The following is an 18,827-nucleotide window of genomic DNA, read 5'->3' as shown; positions in this document are numbered from 1 at the left end:
GATGGCTACCGTGCAGCGTGCGCCACTGAAGTCACTGGACGAGGCGCTGGCGCAATTGCTGGCCTCGGTGACACCGATTTCCCAGACCGAACGGGTCGCAACGCTGGAGGCCGATGGCCGTGTGCTGGCGCAGGAGGTGGTTTCTGCCCTCCACGTTCCGCCGCAGGACAACAGCTCCATGGACGGCTATGCGGTGCGGTGCCAGGACATTGCTGTGGCTGGAGTGGTGTTGCCGGTGTCCCAGCGCATCCCGGCAGGGGCCGCTGGATCGCCCTTGCAACCCGGGACCGTGGCACGCATATTTACGGGCGCTCCTGTGCCATTGGGCGCTGATTCCATCGTCATGCAGGAAGATTGCGCGGCAGTTGAGGGCATCGAAGGTTCGCCAGCGCAAGTGCAGGTGAATGCGATCCCAAAGGTGGGGCAGTGGATTCGGCGAGCGGGTGAAGACGTGACCCGTGGCGCCGTGGTTCTAGCCAAGGGACAGCGCCTGGGACCGGCGGCGCAGGGCATGGCCGCCAGCGTGGGCATGGACAGTCTTGCCGTGGTGCGCAAGCCGCGTGTGGCGCTGTTTTCCACGGGCGATGAACTGGTCATGCCTGGCGCGGTAGCGCCACAGGACATGAGGCCTGGTGCCATCTACAACTCCAACCGGTTTTTCCTGAGCAGCCTGCTGCGGCGTATGGGTTGCGAGGTGACGGACTTTGGCATCGTGCCTGACACATTGGAGGCAACCGTAGGCACTTTGCGCGAGGCCAGTGCCTCCCATGACTTGGTGCTGACCAGCGGTGGCGTGTCCACTGGAGAAGAGGACCACATCAAACCCGCGGTGCTGCAACTGGGTAGCCTGGATCTGATGCAGATCGCCATGAAGCCCGGCAAGCCATTTGCCCACGGAAGGGTGGCGCAAGCGCACTTTATCGGGCTGCCCGGCAATCCGGTGTCCAGCTTTGTGACGTTCCTGCTGCTGGTGCGGCCCTTTCTGCTACGTCTACAAGGGGTTGAGAGCGTGGCCCCCACGGTGGAACTGGTTCGGGCCGATTTCGACTGGCCACGTGCCGACAAACGCCGCGAATTCCTGCGTGTGCGGCGCAGTGCCCAAGGCAGTCTGGAATTGTTTCCCAACCAGAGTTCCGGCGTGCTGACCTCTGCGGTGTGGGGTGACGGCTTGCTGGACAACCCCGGCGCAAACGTTATCCAGAAAGGTGATGTGGTGCGTTTCCTGCCTTTTTCGGACCTGCTTGCATGAAGATCACTGTGCGCTATTTCGCCTCCATTCGAGAGGCTCTGGGTACCGGTGCTGAAGCGTGGGAGACGCAGGCTGACACGCTGGCACTGCTGCGCGACGAGCTGATTGCGCGCCCCGGTGCCTTTGCAGAAGTGCTTGCGCGCGGGCGTGCGGTGCGCATGGCGCTCAACCAGGTCATGAGCAGCGAATCCGCAGCCCTCAGCGAAGGCTGCGAAGTAGCATTTTTTCCGCCCGTCACGGGCGGTTAAGCGGTCGCGAACTGCTTTTCCAATAAATCCATGGCAAAGGCCTGTCGAGCCGGCATCATTGGTTCGCGCAGGCTGTTGTCAATCAACCCCATTTGCGCCAGCGCACTCTTGATGCACGCCGGGTTGGGTTCGGCAAACAATGCGGAAACCAGCGGCACCAAGGGCTTCCAGTGCGCCCGTGCCTCTGCCAGGTCACCGCTACTGATCAGACGGATCACGGCCGCAAAATCCTCCGTGCGCACATGGCTGCTGGCGGCAATGGCACCGCGCCCACCGGCTGCCACCGTGCTGAAAATCTGGTGGTCCTCACCGGCCAGCACTTGCAGCTGGCCATCCGCAATCAGCTGCTGCGTCTTGGCGGCGCTGCCACCGCAGTCCTTGATACCCTGGATATTGGGATGCAGGGCCAAGTGTTGCAGCGTCTGTACGGACATCTCCACGCCTGTGCGGTAGGGAATGTCGTAGATCAGCACGGGCTGGCTGGCGGCGCTGGCAATGGTCTCAAACCAATGCAGCAGCCCATCCTGTGAGGGGCGGATGTAGTGGGGTGCTGCGACCAGCAGACCATGCAGGGGATGGTCCGCTGCCTTGCGCACAAAGGCCAGGGCATCCTGCAGGTTGTAGCCGGAGTAGCCCAGAATGGCGGGGAGCCCATCGGCATGTTCCAGGACCGTCTCCAGCACCTCCCATTGCTCCTGCTTGCTGAGCGCTGCCGCCTCACCCGTGCTGCCGCAGACCACATAGCCGGCAATACCTGTCTGGCGGTAGTGGGCCAGCAGCCGCTTGAGCGCCACATGGTCCACCGCCCTGGTATCGGCGGTGAAGGGGGTTATCAAAGGAATCCACAGTCCGGAAAAATCGGCTGTGGAGGGCGAGACTGTCTGCGCTGTCGGCATACCTTGTCCAATCAAAAAATGACCGCAAAAGCCGCCTGCAAAAAAGCGCTGAATCCGGGACCGGGCCCATACGGGCAACTGGTTTGGTTCCATCGCTCATCTGAGGACGGAACCGAAGCTCCGGTCAGATGAGCTTGGTCTTCTTGGATTTGCTGACGCAGGTGTTTCCGCACGCAACCGTCTGGATGGTGCGGGAGGCGGGAAGAACACATGCGAACAACATGGACTGAAGTGTAGCAGTGCAACCAACGGTGCCTGATGCCAAAATGCCGCCATGACACATGCACGCGTATCCATCCAGACCCAGGACTTTGATTTGTCGGAAGAAGTGGCGCGCCTGCGCGCGCTGGACAAGCGGGTCGGGGCGGTGTGCAGTTTTGTGGGCACGGTCAGGGATCGCAATGGTGATGCCGATCCATCGGTGCAGTCCATGGAGCTGGAGCATTACCCTGGGATGACGGAGAAATCGATCGAAGCCATGATCGACGAGGCGCACAAGCGTTTTGACATCTTCGGCGCACGGGTAGTGCACCGGGTCGGGCTGCTGCAGCCTCTGGATCAGATTGTTCTGGTGGCGGTCACCTCGGCGCACCGGGGCGAGAGCTTCAAGGCCTGTGAGTTCCTGATGGATTACCTGAAGACGCAGGCGCCGTTCTGGAAGAAAGAAACCACGCCCGACGGTGCCCATTGGGTGGATGCACGGGTCAGTGATGACGCGGCTTTGTTGCGTTGGGGGATCAGTGGAGGCAACGCGGCATAGTTGCCTGGCTTTTGGTGGGTTGATGCGGGGGTAGCGTAGGCCCCTCATGCGTTCCCTTGGGCCGCAAAATTGGGGCCTACGCTACCCCCGCATCAACCTGTCGGCGTCGTTGGTCCAGGCACGAAGGCACAACCCGCGCAAAAAACAGTTCTTTGACGCAAATCAGCCTTTGGCAGACCTAAGTGCCCCAATGCACTTGAAAAGCAAGCCGCTAGCCCCCAAGCTGTGAAGCAACCGACCTAACCGTCAAAGGAATTCACATGCGTACCGACAAACTCACGACTAAATTTCAGGAAGCCCTGGGTGATGCCCAGTCTCTGGCATTGGGCAATGACCATGCCTATATCGAACCCGTCCACGTGCTGGTGGCCATGCTGCGGCAGCAGGACGGCCCCAAGGCACTTTTGCAACGTGCAGGCGTCAATGTCAACAACCTGCTGGCAGCAGCTGAAGCCGCTGTCAAGAAGCTGCCCACAGTGCAGGGTCAAGAACAGGTGCAGGTGGGGCGTGACACTGTTACTTTGCTGCAGGCAGCCGAGAAGGAGTCCATCAAGCGGGGCGATCAGTTCGTTGCCAGCGAACTGTTTCTGCTGGCCATGGCCGACCACAAGGGGGATGTCGGCAACTTGGCACGCGCCAATGGCCTGACCCGCAAGAGCCTGGAAGCCGCCATTGATGCCGTGCGTGGTGGACAGAACGTGGACAGCGCCGATGCAGAAGACCAACGCGAGTCGCTCAAGAAGTACTGCATCGACCTGACTGAACGCGCCCGTCAGGGCAAGCTGGACCCGGTGATCGGTCGCGATGACGAGATCCGCCGTGCCATCCAGGTGCTGCAGCGCCGTACCAAGAACAACCCGGTTCTGATTGGTGAGCCCGGCGTGGGCAAGACCGCCATCGTGGAAGGCCTGGCACAGCGTATCGTGGCCGGCGAAGTGCCGGACTCTCTGAAGGGCAAGCGCGTGCTGTCGCTGGACATGGCATCCCTGCTGGCGGGTGCCAAGTTCCGCGGTGAGTTTGAAGAGCGGTTGAAGAACGTACTCAAGGATCTGGCCAAGGATGGCGGCCAGACCATTGTGTTCATTGACGAACTGCACACCATGGTGGGCGCTGGCAAGGCTGAGGGCGCCATGGACGCGGGCAACATGCTCAAGCCCGCGCTGGCCCGCGGCGAGTTGCACTGCGTGGGTGCCACCACGCTGGACGAATACCGCAAATACATCGAGAAGGACGCTGCGCTGGAGCGCCGCTTCCAGAAAATCCTGGTGGGTGAACCCACGGTCGAGGCCACCATCGCCATCTTGCGTGGCCTCAAGGAGCGCTACGAGGTGCACCATGGAGTGGACATCACCGACCCGGCCATCGTGGCCGCCGCCGAGCTGTCCAATCGCTACATCACCGACCGTTTCCTGCCGGACAAGGCCATCGACCTGATCGACGAGGCAGCCTCCAAGATCAAGATCGAGCTGGACTCCAAGCCCGAGGTCATGGACAAGCTGGACCGTCGACTGATCCAGTTGCAGATCGAACGCGAAGCCGTGAAGAAGGAAAAGGACGAAGCGTCAATCCAGCGCCTCAAGCTGATCGATGAAGAGATCAAGAGCCTGCAAAAGGAAATCGCCGATCTGGAGGAAATCTGGAAGGCAGAGAAAGCCACGGCACAAGGCAGCGCCAATGTGCGGGAAGAAATTGACAAGCTGCGCCAGCAGATCGAAGCACTGACCCGCAAGGGCGATCTGGCCAAGGTGGCCGAGTTGCAATACGGCAAGCTTCCCGAGTTGGAAAAACGCCTGAAAGAAGCGCAGGAAAACGAATCCGGCAAGGCCAGAGCCAAAGGCAAGGAAGGCACCGGACCGCAATTGCTGCGTACCCAGGTGGGCGCCGAGGAAATTGCCGAGGTGGTGAGCCGTGCCACGGGCATTCCCGTTTCCAAGATGATGCAGGGCGAGAAGGACAAACTGCTGCAGATGGAAGACAAGCTGCACCGGCGCGTGGTGGGGCAGGAAGAGGCCATCTCGGCCATTGCCAACGCCATCCGCCGTTCGCGCTCGGGTCTGTCCGACCCGAACCGCCCCACCGGCTCTTTCCTGTTTCTGGGCCCCACCGGTGTGGGCAAGACCGAACTGTGCAAGGCGCTGGCGGGCTTCCTGTTTGACAGCGAAGACCATCTGATCCGCATCGACATGAGCGAGTTCATGGAGAAACACTCGGTCGCACGCTTGATCGGTGCGCCTCCGGGCTACGTGGGTTACGAAGAGGGCGGCTACCTGACGGAAGCCGTGCGTCGCAAACCCTATGCAGTGCTGCTGCTCGACGAAGTGGAGAAGGCCCATCCGGACGTGTTCAACGTGCTGTTGCAAGTGCTCGACGATGGCCGTCTGACCGATGGCCAGGGCCGTACCGTGGACTTCAAGAACACCATCATCGTGATGACCAGCAACATCGGCTCGCATCTGATCCAGAGCATGGTGGGCCAGGACAGCGAAGACATCAAGGAGGCTGTGACCGGCGAGCTGAAGAACCACTTCCGTCCCGAGTTCCTCAACCGCATTGATGAGACCGTGGTGTTCCATGCGCTGGATGCGCAGCACATCGCGTCGATCGCCAAGATCCAGTTGCAGGTGCTGATGGCACGTCTGTCCAAGATGGACCTGACACTGGAAGTGTCGGACGCCGCTGTGGCCGAGCTGGCTAAGGTGGGTTTCGATCCGGTGTTCGGGGCTCGACCATTGAAGCGGGCTATCCAGCAGCGCATCGAGAACCCGCTGTCCAAGCTGCTGCTGGAAGGCCGCTTTGCGCCCAAGGCAACGATCAGCGTGGGGGTCGACCCGATTCAGTCACCGGGCCAGTTCAGCTTCAGCTGAAGCCTGAACCGGTAGGGCGAGTCACTGTCCTGGCGGTGACTTAGCGGCGGACAGGGGAATGCGTGGGCGTCTAAGATGCGCGCATGACCTCTGCATCCGCCGCTTCCCTTTCCACTGCCGCGCCTCTGCGTCAGGACGCCACTGTCATTGGCCTGGTCGGTCTGGCGCACGCCAGCTCGCATTTCAGCCATCTGATCCTGCCGCTGATGTTTCCGGTCTTCATGAAAGAGTTCGGCCTCAACTTCTCGCAGGTCGGGTTGTTGATGACCGTGTTTTTCATTGTCTCCGGTGTTGGCCAGGCCTGTGCCGGTTTTGTGGTGGACCGGCTGGGCGCCAGGCCACTGCTGTTTGCCGCGATGGTGATCTTTGTTCTCACCTGTCTGGCTGCGTCCATGGTCAACGGCTACGCCGGCTTGATTGCCGTTGCCACGCTGGCCGGTGCGGGCAATGCGACTTTCCATCCGGTGGACTTCACCATCCTGAACCAGCGGGTGTCGCAGCCGCGCCTGGGATATGCCTTCAGCGCCCATGGCCTTACCGGCAATCTGGGCTGGGCAGCCGCGCCCGTCTTCATGGCTGGCATCACGGCTGGATTCGGCTGGCGCAACGCCTACGTGGCGGCGGCGCTGATGTATGTGCTGATTCTGATTCTGCTCGTTCTGCAGCGCGACAAACTTAGCACCCAGGTGGTGCACAAGCCGCATGTGGCCGACCCGTCGGTCAAGACCGAACATGCCATGGCCTTCATGAAGCTGCCGGTGGTGTGGTGGTGTTTCGCCTTCTTCCTGCTCTCCACCATGACCCTGGCCGTTGTGCAGGGTTTTGCCGTGTCCATTCTCAAGGCCATGTACGGCGTTGATTTTGAGGCCGCCACCATGACCATTACTGCCTACATGTTGGCCGGTGCTGTGGGCGTCTTTGTGGGAGGCTTTGTGGCGGCGCGCAACGTCAACAGTGACCGTGTCGTTGCCTTGTGCATGGCCGTCGGGGCCATACTTCTGGCCTTGTGCGGCACCGGTTGGCTGGGCTCCCAGGCTGCCATGGTGATACTGGCGTCCACCGGTTTTGCCATCGGCATTGGCAACCCGTCGCGCGACATGATGATCAAGAAGGCAACGCCCAAAGGTGCGACGGGGCGCGTGTATGGCCTGGTCTATTCCGGCCTGGACACCGGATTCGCAATCTCACCGTTGCTCTTTGGCGCACTGATGGACCATGGTCACTACGGCGCCACATTGCTGGGGGCCGCTGTGGTTTTAATGCTCAGTGTGGTGGTGGCGCTGGGCGTGGGTCAACGCACGCAGCATTGAAAAAGCGCTCGCCTCAGAGCTTTTCCAGCAGCCCCTGCAGTCGCCATTGCAGGGGGTTGAGTCCCATGACCAGCAGGCAGGCCAGCAGGATGAGCGCACCACCCATGGCCATGGCAAGGCCGGTGGGCTCGCTCAGCAGCAGCACCGCCCACAGCACGCCAAAGCCGGTGCTCATGAAGGTGGAGCTGAGTGCTGCCATGGGAGGTACGTGGCGCATGATGCGCATGTACATCCAATAGGCCAGGCCGGAAGTCACGATACCGGTCACTGCCACTGCGGCCAGTGCGTGCCACTCAAAGTGGGCGCGGGGAAGGTCGTAGACCGCGCCAGGCACCATCAGCAGCACCGCAGTCGCATGCATGCCAGCAGTGATCTGCAGCGGCTCCATACGGGCAATGGCTCTTTTCAGAAACGGTGTGGATATGCCGGAAATGGCGGCTCCGGCCATGCAGGTAATCGCCGCCACAACCAGAGGCAGCGTGGGCTCCACCGGTCCCAAACGAACCAGTAGCGCAGCGCCTGCCAGGCCCAGCAGGCTTCCCAGAACCTTGGGCGCGGTGAGATGCTCCTCCTTCATCAGAGCCGACGCGAAGGCGCCGAACATGACGGAGGTGACGGTCAGCAATGAGCCATATCCCGCAGGCAGTTGCAGCGAAGAGCGCGCATACAAGGTGTGGGGGCCCGCAACGGCCAGCAGGCCCAGCAGGATCAGTTCCTTCCAGTGCCGCCAGGGCCAGGGCGTCTTGAGTTTCCACATGATCAGGCTGAGCATGACCGTTGCCAGCAGCATGCGCAGGGCCGCCGCCAGATTGGGGCCAAGCGCAGGTGCGGCAATGCGTGTCAGCATGAACGATGCCCCCCACAGCGCGGACAGGGCAACCAGCTGAAAAAAGTATTTGGCTTTCACTGAAACACATTCTGCTGCATGCCCGCAGTGCCTGACTATGCCGAAAGCGACACTTTGTACCGCGATTGGCAGGGCGAGGCATACGCAACGGCAATTGCTGCACCTAGAATCCCTCATGATCAAACATGGGCAATCGGGCAATACGCGCTGGCCGAAATGGCCGCTCCAGCGCGCCATTGCAGTGTTTGCACTGGTGGTGGGCGTCGTGATTTGTGTCCTGTTTGCCTACGGCCTTTGGCGTGATTACCCATCGGCGGTGACGCTCGCCGTCCCACCGGAAGAAATCCTTAGCCACTGGCGCAAGCGTGCCCTTTACGAGTCCATGGCCGTGCTTGCGGTACTGCTGTTCCTGGCCGTGTGTACAACCGTGGTGCTGGCGCAGTTGCGCAGACGCATGCAGGCGGAGTCCGCGTTGCAGCTCAGTGAAATCTCGGTGCTGAAGTCATCGCTTCCCACACTCTGGATTGGCTCGGATGGGCAGATTTTGCGGGTGAACCAGGCGACCTGTGACCTTCACGGTTATACCGAAGCCCAGATGTTGTCCATGACCGTGATGGACCTGAACCCCAGTATGCCCGCAGCGCACTGGCCGGGGCATTGGAAGCGCTTGCGCAAGGCCGGTCACATGCAGTTCGAGACGACCCACCGCACGGCAAGCGGCGCCGTGGTGCCCATAGAAGCCGAGTTGAATTTCATCGTGTTTGATGGCCGCGAATACAACTTCGCTTTCTTGCGGGACCTGACCGCACGCAAGCAGACCGAAGCGGAAATCCAGCGCAGCGGCGCGATGTTGCGCGGTGCGATGGACGCAGTGGACGAGGCCTTTGTCCTGTTCGACAGCGATGACACGCTGGTGTATTGCAATGACAAGTACACCCAGCTCTATCCCCAGTTGCGTGACGTGGTGGTGCCCGGCGCCAAGTTTGAGGACATGATTCGTGAAGGCACACGGCGCGGCCTGTACCGCGAATCGCAAGGGCGTGAAGAGGAGTGGATTGCCGAGCGCCTGAGGGCTCACCGCCAAGGCGACGAGACCCGCGTGCAAGTACGGGATGATGGCCGCGTCATGCGCGTAATAGACCGTCGTACGCCCGAAGGAAACATTGTGGGCATACGCATCGACATCACGGACATGGTGCGCGCTACCGAAGAAGCGCAGGAGGCCTCCCGCTACAAGAGCCAGTTCCTGGCCAATATGAGCCACGAGATCCGCACGCCCATGAATGCCATCCTGGGATTGCTGGCACTGCTGCAGAAGACCGAGCTGACTGCCACGCAGCGCGACTATGCCGAAAAGACGCTGGGCGCTGCCCGTTCATTGTTGGGACTGGTGAACGACATTCTGGATTTCTCCAAGGTCGAGGCCGGCAAGATGGAGCTGGATCTGCAGCCTTTGCTGCTGGAGCGCATGCTGGATGACATTGCGGTGATTGCCTCCTCCAGCGTTGGTACCAAGTCAGTCGAGGTGTTGTTCGACATCGCAGCCGATGTGCCGGCCGAAGTGGTGGCGGATGGGTTGCGGCTGCAACAGGTACTTCTCAATCTGCTGGGCAACGCCATCAAGTTCACGGAAGAAGGTCAGGTGGTCTTGCGCATCCGTGTCGTTCCCACGCAGTCGGCAGACGCGGGTCAGGGAGTCGAGTTTGCGGTGATGGACACCGGCATCGGCATTCCGCCGGACAAGCAGGAGCATGTATTTACCGGCTTTTCGCAGGCTGAATCCACCACGACCAGGCGCTTTGGCGGCACTGGCCTCGGTCTGGCTATTTGTCGGCGGCTGGTGGCGCTGATGGGCGCGGAATTGCGTCTTCAGAGCACACCGGGGCAGGGCAGCACATTCCGCTTCACGCTTCCCCTGTCGCGCACAGGGCGTGGCGACACGCTGGTGCTTGGGGCCCAGCTGTCCAAGCGGCCGCTGCGTGTGCTCATCGTGGATGACCACGCGGCGGCGCGCGATGTGATTGGCAACCTGACGCGTGCCTGGGGATGGCACACCGAATCGGTAGCTGGCGGGGAACAGGCGCTGCAGCGGCTGCAGAGCAATGCGCAAGGTGAGCCTTCGGGTTGGGATGTCATCCTGCTGGATTGGCAGATGCCCGGCATGGACGGCTGGGAAGCGGCAAGACGAATCCGGGCACTGCCCCAAACCGCCATGCAGCGCCCGCGCATCGTGATGCTGACGGCCAATTCCCGCGACACGCTCGCCGTGCGTCCGCAGCAGGAGCAGGCCCTGGTCGAGTGCCTGCTGTTCAAGCCTGTGACTCCCAGGGCATTGCAGGACGCTGCGCTGGGGCGTCTTCCCGCTGATACCCGCGTGCTGCAGACCCGCAACGGCAACTGCCCACTGGCGGGCATGCGTATCCTGGTCGTGGAGGACAACCTGATCAACCAGCAGGTTGCTGAGGAGCTGCTGCACGCAGAGGGGGCATCGGTCTCGCTTGCTGCCAACGGTCAGCTGGGTGTGGATGCAGTACGGACGTCCGAGCCGGCGTTTGATGTCGTCCTGATGGATATCCAGATGCCCGTGCTCGACGGTTATGGTGCCACCCGCAAGATCCGTCAGGAGTTGGGCTTGACCGCACTACCTATCGTGGCGATGACCGCCAACGCCATGGCCAGCGACCGGGCAGCCTGTCTGGCGGCCGGCATGAACGAGCATGTGGGAAAGCCCTTTGATACGCAGCACCTGGTGACGGTGCTGCTGCAAGTGACCGGCAGAGCGCCGGCTGAATTCAATAGTGTGGTCGATAGCGAAGTGGAATTTTCCAGTCCCTACCTCGACGTGAAGACCGCCGTGGATCGGCTTTCCGGCATGCAGGACGTGTATCTCGGGCTGGTGCCGGAATTCGTGAAAGCGCTGGACCTGGTGGATGCGCATTATCGTCAGGCCGTGCTACAGCACGACATGCCGTCACTCGTGGCCCAGATGCATTCACTCAAAGGCGTAGCCGCCACGCTGGGGGCGCAGCCCTTGTCGGACCATGTGGCGGGCCTGGAAGCACGGTTCAAGCAATGCACGAAGGCAGACGAGGCGCTGGACCACCTGCCCGCGCTGGCGACCCTGGTGCAGGCCACCCGAATGGCCGCTGAACGGGTTCTGCAGCAGCTGGATGCCGCCGTTGTTTCGTCTGTAGCTTCGCCCGCACCTGCATCGCGTGCCCACCCGGCTGCGAGTGCGCAGCAGTGGGCTACTGCGCAAGTTTTCCTGCGCTCTCTGTGTGCCTTGATGGCCAGGAGCGACCTGGACGCATTGGAACAATTCGCCCAGCGTGGTGATGCCTTGGAGGCGCTGGACCCCGATGCAGTCGACGCCATCGGGCGCTCGCTTCAGCTGCTGGATTTCAGAACCGCCATGCAACTGTGTGCGGTGCAGAGCAGGGCGTTACCGCAGGCGTCTAGTTGACTGGCTCTTGACTTAGGTCAGTCATTGAATAACGCACAGGCGTAGAGTTACCCCACAGTGCTAGCCGCACATCGAAGGGGAATCGAATGCAAGTAGTACAGGCAGACGTCGCCATCATTGGCGCAGGAGGTGGCGGGCTGAGAGCGGCCATTGCCGTGGCCGAAGCCGATCCCACGCTGCGCGTGGCCCTGGTATCCAAGGTCTATCCCATGCGCAGCCACACAGTGGCTGCAGAAGGCGGTGCCGCAGCGGTCACGCAGGCGCATGACAGTCTGGAGGCGCACTTTCACGACACAGTAGCCGGAGGCGACTGGCTGTGCGAGCAAGATGTGGTTGAGTCCTTTGTGGCGCAGGCCCATGACGCCATGGTGCAGATGGAGCACTGGGGCTGTCCCTGGAGCCGGCGCCCAGACGGCCATGTGAACGTGCGCGCCTTTGGCGGCATGAAGATCGAGCGCACCTGGTTTGCCGCGGACAAGACCGGCTTTCATATGCTGCACACCTTGTTCCAGACTTCCATCAAGTACCCGTCCATCCAGCGTTTTGACGAATATTTCTGTGTGGATCTGGTGCAGGACGAAGGCCGTGTGCAGGGCGCGGTGGTCATCAACATCGCGACCGGCGAGTTCACCCTGATTCAAGCCAAGGCGGTCATCATCGCCACCGGCGGTGCGGGCCGCGTGTTCCGCGAGAACACCAACGGCGGCATCGTCACCGGTGACGGCATGGCGCTGGCCTACCGCCACGGCGTGCCGTTGCGCGATATGGAGTTTGTCCAGTATCACCCAACCTGCATGCCCGGCACCGGGCTGCTGTTTACCGAAGCTTGCCGGGGCGAGGGCGGCTTTCTGCTCAACAAGGACGGCTACCGCTACCTGCAGGACTATGGCCTGGGACCGGCCACGCCGGAGCCGCGCAACAAGGCCATGGAGCTGGGCCCGCGTGACCGCCTGAGCCAGGCCTTCTGGCACGAGAAACAAAAAGGCCGCACCGTGACCACACGCCACGGTGAAGTGGTGCATCTGGATCTGCGCCATCTGGGCGAGAAGAAATTGCGTGAGCGCCTGCCGCAAATCTATGAGCTGGCGGTGGAATACCTGGGTGTGGACCCGGCCAAGGAACCGATTCCCGTGTTGCCTGCCGTGCACTACACCATGGGCGGCATCATTGCCGACGGCAATACGGCGGCCACTTTGCCGGGGCTGTATTCGGTGGGCGAATGCTCCAGCGTGGGCATACACGGTGCCAACCGCCTGGGCTCCAACTCACTAACGGAGTTGATCGTGTTTGGAAAGATTGCTGGCGAGCAGGCCGTGCGTTTTGCCAAGGAACAGGGCAAGCAGGGCGCACCGGTCGCACGCTTGCTAGAGCAGGCCAACGACGCACAAGCCAGTGCCGAGGCACTGCGCACGCGCCGCACGGGGACTGAACGCGTGGCCACCATCCGCCGTGAAATGGCGCAGACCATGGAAGACGGTTGCGGCATCTACCGCATGGAGTCCACCATGCAGAAGACCTGTGACAAGCTGGCCGAGCTGCGCCAGCGTTACAAGAACATCAAACTGGACGACACGTCGCAAGGCTGGAACACCGACTGGCTGCTGGCCATCGAACTGGGCTATCTGCTGGAAGTGGCCGAGGCCATGGCCCATTCGGCGCTCAACCGACGTGAATCGCGCGGCTCGCACCAGCGGCTGGACGGTTTTGAGGTACGGGACGACGTCAACTTCCTGCAGCATTCGCTGGCCTACTACCAGGGCGACGGACCGCCGCGCATAGCCTACGGTCCCGTCAAGATCACCAGCTCGCAACCCGGTACCCGTGCCTATGGTGCAGCCGGAGAGAAGGCAGATGCCGAGCAGCATGCCAAGGAGAAGTCAAATGGCTGAGCCCAGCAAAATCATAGAGATTCAGGTACTGCGCTACCGCCCCGAGCAGGAATCCGTTCCGGTGTGGCAGAGCTACCAGGTGCCGTTCACCGAAGACATGTCGGTGCTGCAGGGACTGCAGCACATCAAGGACGAGATTGACGGCACGGTGAGCTTTCGCTGGTCCTGCCGCATGGCGATCTGCGGCAGCTGCGGCATGATGATCAACTCCAAGCCCAGCCTGTCGTGCCAGACCTTCTTACGCGATCTTTTGCCGGGGCCGGTGCGGGTGGAAGCACTGGCGCATCTGCCCATCGAGCGCGACCTGATCGTGAGCGTAGAGCCTTTCGTGAAGAAGCTCGAAAGCATCAAGCCCTACATCATCCCCAAGGAAGAGCGTACCCTGGCCCAAGGTGAGTATCTGCAAACGCCCGCGCAACTGGAGAAGTTCGAGCAGTTCAGCTCTTGCATCAACTGCATGCTGTGCTATGCCGCCTGCCCGCAGTTCGGCTTGAACCCCGACTTCACCGGACCCGGCGTGTTGGCCCTGCTGCATCGCTACAACGCTGACTCGCGCGATGGCGGGCGCGCACAGCGCATGGAAATATTGAATGCGGAAGAAGGAGTCTGGAGTTGCACTGCGGTGGGCTACTGCTCCGAGGTTTGCCCCAAAGGCGTGGACCCTGCCAATGCCGTTAACCAGAACAAGGTGAACAGTGCCCTGGACTACTTCATCCGTTTCCTCCCCAAGAAAGGAGAACCAGCATGAAGCCCGAATCCAACAGCGGCGGCGTTCGCCGCAATCCGCCTTATGTGCGCCCCATGGAGGGCTGGTGGAGGCGCAATCCTTTCTTCGTGCGCTACATGGCGCGTGAGGTCACCGCAGTGGGCGTGTGGGTGTATGCGCTCATCTTGACCGTGGGGGTGGTCCGGCTGGCGCAAGGCGAGGCCGCTTGGAATGGCTGGTTGCTGGCCTTGCAGTCGCCCATGTCCATCGTGCTGCATCTGGTGCTGCTGGTCTGCATGGTGCTGCATGCCTACAGTTGGTTTGAAATCATGCCCAAGACCATGGCGCCTATCGTGGTGGGTGGCGAGCGGGTCTCCGCAGAGCGCATCCAGCGCAGCGGCTGGACCGCTGCCGTGGTGGTGACGATTGTTGTGCTGCTGCTGGCAGTGTGGAGCCAATCATGAAACGTTCCAACGCACCGTTTTTCTGGCTGATGTTTGGCGCAGGCGGCATGCTCTCGGCCTTGCTGGGCACGGCGCTGATCTTCATCACCGGTCTGGCCGCGCCACTGGGAGTCGGATTGAAGACCGACTTCATGAGTTATTCGCGCACGCTGGCTTTTGCGCAGAACTTCGTCGGCAAGGGTTTTGTTTTTGTGGTCATCGTGCTGTTTGCCTGGCATGCCGCGCACCGCATCTTTCACAGCCTGCATGACGTTGGCATTCCGCATGGCACGCCTTCCAAATTGGTGTGCTATGGCAGCGCATTGGTGATGACGCTGGTGGCTGCCTACAGCTTGCTGCATATCGGGTTTTAGGGAGCATGTGCCGGTCAGGTTTGTGTGCTGCAGACCACAGTGCCAGAGTTGCAAATCGGGAGCCTCCCCGTTATGGTTGATGACCCATAAAAACAGGAGACAACGTGGCACTTTCCGACATCGACATTGCGCAGGCTGCAAGCCTTGTTCCCGTCATACAACTGGCCAGGGAGCGGCTTGGCATTCCGGCCGAAGCGCTGGAGCCCTATGGTCACTACAAGGCCAAGATTGATCTGGGCTGGCTGGACCGGCATCCCGGCCCCGACGGCAAACTCATTCTGGTGACGGCCATCAGCCCGACTCCCGCGGGCGAAGGCAAGACCACTACCACAGTCGGACTGGGCGACGCGCTCAACCGCATCGGCAAGAAGGCGGTCATCGCCTTGCGCGAACCGTCGCTGGGGCCGGTGTTTGGCATGAAGGGCGGCGCCGCAGGCGGTGGCTATGCGCAGGTGGTTCCCATGGAGGACATCAATCTGCACTTCACCGGCGACTTCAGTGCCATCGCATTGGCGCACAACCTGCTTGCCGCATTGCTCGATAACCACATCCACCACGGAAATGCCTTGGGGCTCGATGTGCGCCGTATCACCTGGCGCCGTGTGATGGACATGAACGACCGGGCTTTGCGCAACATCGTGGTGTCGCTGGGTGGCCCAGGCAATGGCTATCCGCGCGAAGATGGTTTTGACATCGTGGTGGCGTCCGAGGTCATGGCCATCTTCTGCCTGGCCACCTCTCGCCGGGATTTGAAGGAGCGGCTGGGCAACATCATCGTAGGTTACACGCGCGAACAGCTGCCAGTGCGCGCACGCGATCTGCAGGCGCACGGCGCCATGGCGGCATTGCTCAAGGATGCCATCAAGCCCAACCTGGTCCAGACCCTGGAAAACAACCCAGCCATCATCCATGGCGGCCCATTCGCCAACATTGCGCACGGCTGCAACACCATTACCGCCACGCGCGCTGCCCTGAAGCTGGGTGACTATGTGGTGACCGAGGCGGGCTTTGGCGCCGATCTGGGGGCAGAGAAGTTCATCGACATCAAGTGCCGCAAGTCGGGCCTGCGGCCGGATGCGGTGGTGGTGGTCGCAACCGTGCGTGCGCTCAAGCACCATGGCGGCGTGGATGCCAAGAACCTGAATGTGCCCGATCTGGCAGCCTTGGAGCGAGGCATGGCCAATCTGGAGCGGCACGTGAGCAACGTGCGCAACCACTACGGCCTGCCATGTGTGGTGTCGGTCAATCACTTTACCTCGGACACGACCGAAGAAATCGATCTGCTGCGCTCCAGCATGGAGCGGTTGGGCGTGCCCATGGTGGTGGCCAGGCATTGGGCCGATGGCTCCAAGGGCGCCGAGGAATTGGCGCGCAAGGTGGTGAAGATCGCAGAGGCGGGCACAGCACGCATGAGCTATGTCTATGAGGACAGTGACTCCTTGTGGGACAAGATGAAAGCGATTGCCACCAAGGTGTATGGCGCTGCAGACATCAATGCCGATGCGGCCATACGCGCGCGCATCCAGAAGCTGCAGGATGACGGCTATGGTCACTATCCAGTGTGCGTGGCCAAGACCCAGTATTCGTTTTCCACCGACCCCAAGCTACGCGCGGCTCCCAGCGGTCACGTCGTGAATATCCGGGAAGTGCGGCTGGCGGCCGGAGCCGAGTTTGTGGTGATGATCTGCGGCGACATCATGACCATGCCGGGCTTGCCAAGGGAGCCGTCCTCCATGCGTATCGACGTGGACGACGATGGAAAGATTTCAGGGCTGTTCTGAGTCGAACGGGTCGAAGTCACCCAACAGGAGGGCGGGCCGTTGCAGCGTTCTGCAAAAGTCGGCCCAACTCTGCTCTGCAGACGTTTCCATGATCACGGACTGTGAGCCAATGCAGGGAGAAGATGCAGCCTCGCTTGCAGCCGTTTCGCTGTTGCCAAGCGATCCGTCAGCATTCTGCGATGGAACAATCACGTTCACCAGGACTTCTCCAATTCAAGGGTGACTAGGGGCGATACATTTCGATCATATTATTGACCAAGCCGAACAAAAAAAAGCCCGCTCTGTTGAAGCGGGCTTTTTCGTGGGCGAAGTAGAAGTTACTTCTTGATATCGACACCGTAGAAGGTGTGCTTGGAGAAGGGGCTCAACTTGAAGTCCACCACTTCCTTGCGCACCGGTGCAATCTGCACGGCGTGGGCGATGGTGAACCAGGGAGCTTGCTCCTTGAACACCACTTGGGCCTTTTCGTACAGCTTGGTGCGTTCGGCGGGGTTGGTCACCTGCTTGGCCTTGAGCACCAGATCGTCAAACGGCTTGTAGCAGAACTTGGCCACATTGGAGCCATTGCTCTTGGCGGAGGCGCAGCCCAGCAAGGTGTTCAGGAAGTTGTCTGGGTCTCCGTTGTCACCGGTCCAACCCATCATGCCCATCTGGTGTTCACCGTTCTGCATGCGCTTGCGGTATTCGCCCCATTCAAAGCTCTTGATTTCGGCCTTCACGCCGATCTTGGCCAGGTCAGCCTGCATCAGCTCGGCAATGCGCTTGGCATTGGGGTTGTAGGGGCGTTGTACCGGCATGGCCCACAGGTCGGTGGTGAAGCCATCAGGGTAGCCTGCAGCAGCCAGCAACTTCTTGGCTTCAGCCGGGTTGTAGGCGTCGTCCTTGATCGCCTTGTTGTACGACCATTGGGTAGGAGGAATCGGGTTGGTTGCGGCCACACCGGTGCTCAGATACACGGCCGACACGATGGCCTTCTTGTCCATGGCCATGTTGAGTGCCTTGCGCACGCGCACGTCGTCAAAAGGCTTCTTGGTGGTGTTATAGGCCAGGTAGCCGATGTTCAGGCCGGGTTGCTCCAGCACGGTGACATTGCTGTCTTTGCGCATGGCATCCAGGTCGGCGGGGTTGGGGTAGGGCAGCACATGGCATTCACCCTTTTGCAGCTTGGCCCAGCGCACCGAGGCGTCTGGTGTGATGGCGAAAATCAGGTCGTCAATCTTGGCCTTGCCGGCCCAGTACTGGGGGAACGCCTTGAAGCGGATGATGGCGTCCTTCTGGTATTGCACCAGCTGGAAGGGGCCGGTACCCAGTGGGTCCTGGTCGATCTTCTCGGGAGTGCCAGCCTTGAGCATGGCAATGGCATATTCCTTGGACTGCACGCCGGCGAACTGCATGGCAAGATTGGCCAGGAAGGGCGCCTCAGGAGCGTTGAGCGTGACCTTGATGGTGTATTCGTCAATCTTGTCCACCGACTTCAGCAGCGATGGCATACCCATGTCGCCAAAGTAGGAGTGGTTGGAACTGGTGACCTTGAAGTAAGGATCGTTCTCTTTCCACTGACGCTCAAACATGAACAATGCGTCGTCGGCATTGAAGTCGCGCGTTGGAGTGAAGTTCTTGTTGCTCTGCCACTTCACGCCCTTGCGCAGATTGAAGATGTATTCGGTGCCGTCTTTGGAGATGGACCATTTCTCAGCCAGTCCGGGAATCACCTTGGTGCCGCCGCGCTCGAAGTTGACCAGGTTGTCGTAGATCTGTTCGGTTACGTCAAACGAAGTGCCGGTGGTGTTGATACTGGGAGAGAAGTTTTCCGGACTGCCCTCAGAGCAGTAGACCAGGGTCTTTGCAGACGCGGCACCTACGGCCAGCAGTGCGGGCAAGGCGATGGCGGCCAGCATCGCAGTCTTGTGCATTTTGAAATGCGCCAGGGTACGTTTCATGGATTTCCTCCGAGAAAAAAATTGCATGTTACGTTACCCGTACGATGTTTTGTCAAT

The 18,827-nt window shown here is 60.9% G+C and carries 14 protein-coding genes; 11 read left to right on the top strand and 3 right to left on the bottom strand.

Features of this window, described 5'->3' with window-relative positions:
- The first annotated feature begins 1 nt into the window (after position 1).
- Entirely contained in the window at positions 2 to 1,249 is a 1,248-nt protein-coding gene (gene glp / locus AAGF34_RS21810; protein ID WP_342621156.1) for a gephyrin-like molybdotransferase Glp, read from the top strand.
- Positions 1,246 to 1,497 (top strand): molybdopterin converting factor subunit 1, encoded by a 252-nt coding sequence (gene moaD, locus AAGF34_RS21805; RefSeq protein WP_342617806.1) that lies wholly within the window; start codon positions 1,246 to 1,248, stop codon positions 1,495 to 1,497. The genes glp and moaD overlap by 4 nt, the downstream gene beginning before the upstream one ends.
- On the opposite strand, the gene dapA is transcribed toward moaD, so the two are convergent.
- On the bottom strand, positions 1,494 to 2,393 hold the full coding sequence (gene dapA, locus AAGF34_RS21800; RefSeq protein WP_342617805.1) for a 4-hydroxy-tetrahydrodipicolinate synthase: 900 nt from the start codon (positions 2,391 to 2,393) through the stop codon (positions 1,494 to 1,496). The genes moaD and dapA overlap by 4 nt on opposite strands.
- A gap of 274 nt (positions 2,394 to 2,667) precedes the next feature.
- On the opposite strand from dapA, the gene AAGF34_RS21795 reads away from it, so the two are divergent.
- From AAGF34_RS21795 to AAGF34_RS21785, 3 genes are all read left to right on the top strand, one after another.
- Positions 2,668 to 3,153: a molybdenum cofactor biosynthesis protein MoaE gene (locus AAGF34_RS21795; RefSeq protein ID WP_342617804.1), complete on the top strand. Its 486-nt coding sequence runs from the start codon at positions 2,668 to 2,670 to the stop codon at positions 3,151 to 3,153.
- 260 nt (positions 3,154 to 3,413) lie between these two features.
- The gene (gene clpB, locus AAGF34_RS21790; RefSeq protein WP_342617803.1) at positions 3,414 to 6,017 is read left to right on the top strand and encodes an ATP-dependent chaperone ClpB; all 2,604 of its coding nucleotides are present in this window, start codon (positions 3,414 to 3,416) and stop codon (positions 6,015 to 6,017) included.
- 83 nt (positions 6,018 to 6,100) lie between these two features.
- Positions 6,101 to 7,327, top strand: coding sequence for an MFS transporter (locus AAGF34_RS21785; RefSeq protein ID WP_342617802.1), 1,227 nt, complete (start codon positions 6,101 to 6,103; stop codon positions 7,325 to 7,327).
- A gap of 13 nt (positions 7,328 to 7,340) precedes the next feature.
- On the opposite strand, the gene AAGF34_RS21780 is transcribed toward AAGF34_RS21785, so the two are convergent.
- Positions 7,341 to 8,234, bottom strand: a complete 894-nt coding sequence (locus AAGF34_RS21780; RefSeq protein WP_342617801.1) for a DMT family transporter — start codon at positions 8,232 to 8,234, stop codon at positions 7,341 to 7,343.
- Positions 8,235 to 8,349: 115 nt separating this feature from the next.
- On the opposite strand from AAGF34_RS21780, the gene AAGF34_RS21775 reads away from it, so the two are divergent.
- The 6 genes from AAGF34_RS21775 (at position 8,350) to AAGF34_RS21750 (ending at position 16,830) form a co-directional block, all read left to right on the top strand.
- Positions 8,350 to 11,637, top strand: coding sequence for a response regulator (locus tag AAGF34_RS21775; protein ID WP_342617800.1), 3,288 nt, complete (start codon positions 8,350 to 8,352; stop codon positions 11,635 to 11,637).
- 86 nt (positions 11,638 to 11,723) lie between these two features.
- A complete protein-coding gene (frdA, locus tag AAGF34_RS21770) occupies positions 11,724 to 13,526 on the top strand; it encodes a fumarate reductase (quinol) flavoprotein subunit (RefSeq protein WP_342617799.1) in 1,803 nt (600 codons plus the stop codon).
- Positions 13,519 to 14,274, top strand: a complete 756-nt coding sequence (locus tag AAGF34_RS21765; protein ID WP_342617798.1) for a succinate dehydrogenase/fumarate reductase iron-sulfur subunit — start codon at positions 13,519 to 13,521, stop codon at positions 14,272 to 14,274. The genes frdA and AAGF34_RS21765 overlap by 8 nt, the downstream gene beginning before the upstream one ends.
- Positions 14,271 to 14,696, top strand: coding sequence for a fumarate reductase subunit C (locus AAGF34_RS21760; RefSeq protein ID WP_342617797.1), 426 nt, complete (start codon positions 14,271 to 14,273; stop codon positions 14,694 to 14,696). Before AAGF34_RS21765 ends, AAGF34_RS21760 begins: the two co-directional genes overlap by 4 nt.
- On the top strand, positions 14,693 to 15,049 hold the full coding sequence (frdD, locus tag AAGF34_RS21755) for a fumarate reductase subunit FrdD (protein WP_342617796.1): 357 nt from the start codon (positions 14,693 to 14,695) through the stop codon (positions 15,047 to 15,049). Before AAGF34_RS21760 ends, frdD begins: the two co-directional genes overlap by 4 nt.
- 104 nt (positions 15,050 to 15,153) lie before the next feature.
- On the top strand, positions 15,154 to 16,830 hold the full coding sequence (locus AAGF34_RS21750; RefSeq protein WP_342617795.1) for a formate--tetrahydrofolate ligase: 1,677 nt from the start codon (positions 15,154 to 15,156) through the stop codon (positions 16,828 to 16,830).
- Positions 16,831 to 17,147: 317 nt separating this feature from the next.
- Here AAGF34_RS21750 and AAGF34_RS21745 read toward each other — a convergent pair whose 3' ends face one another.
- Positions 17,148 to 18,770, bottom strand: a complete 1,623-nt coding sequence (locus tag AAGF34_RS21745) for an ABC transporter substrate-binding protein (protein ID WP_342617794.1) — start codon at positions 18,768 to 18,770, stop codon at positions 17,148 to 17,150.
- Positions 18,771 to 18,827: the final 57 nt, after the last annotated feature.

It is taken from the genome of Rhodoferax sp. GW822-FHT02A01, assembly GCF_038784515.1.
Taxonomy (GTDB): domain Bacteria; phylum Pseudomonadota; class Gammaproteobacteria; order Burkholderiales; family Burkholderiaceae_C; genus Allorhodoferax.
This window is presented reverse-complemented; position numbering and strand designations above follow the sequence as displayed.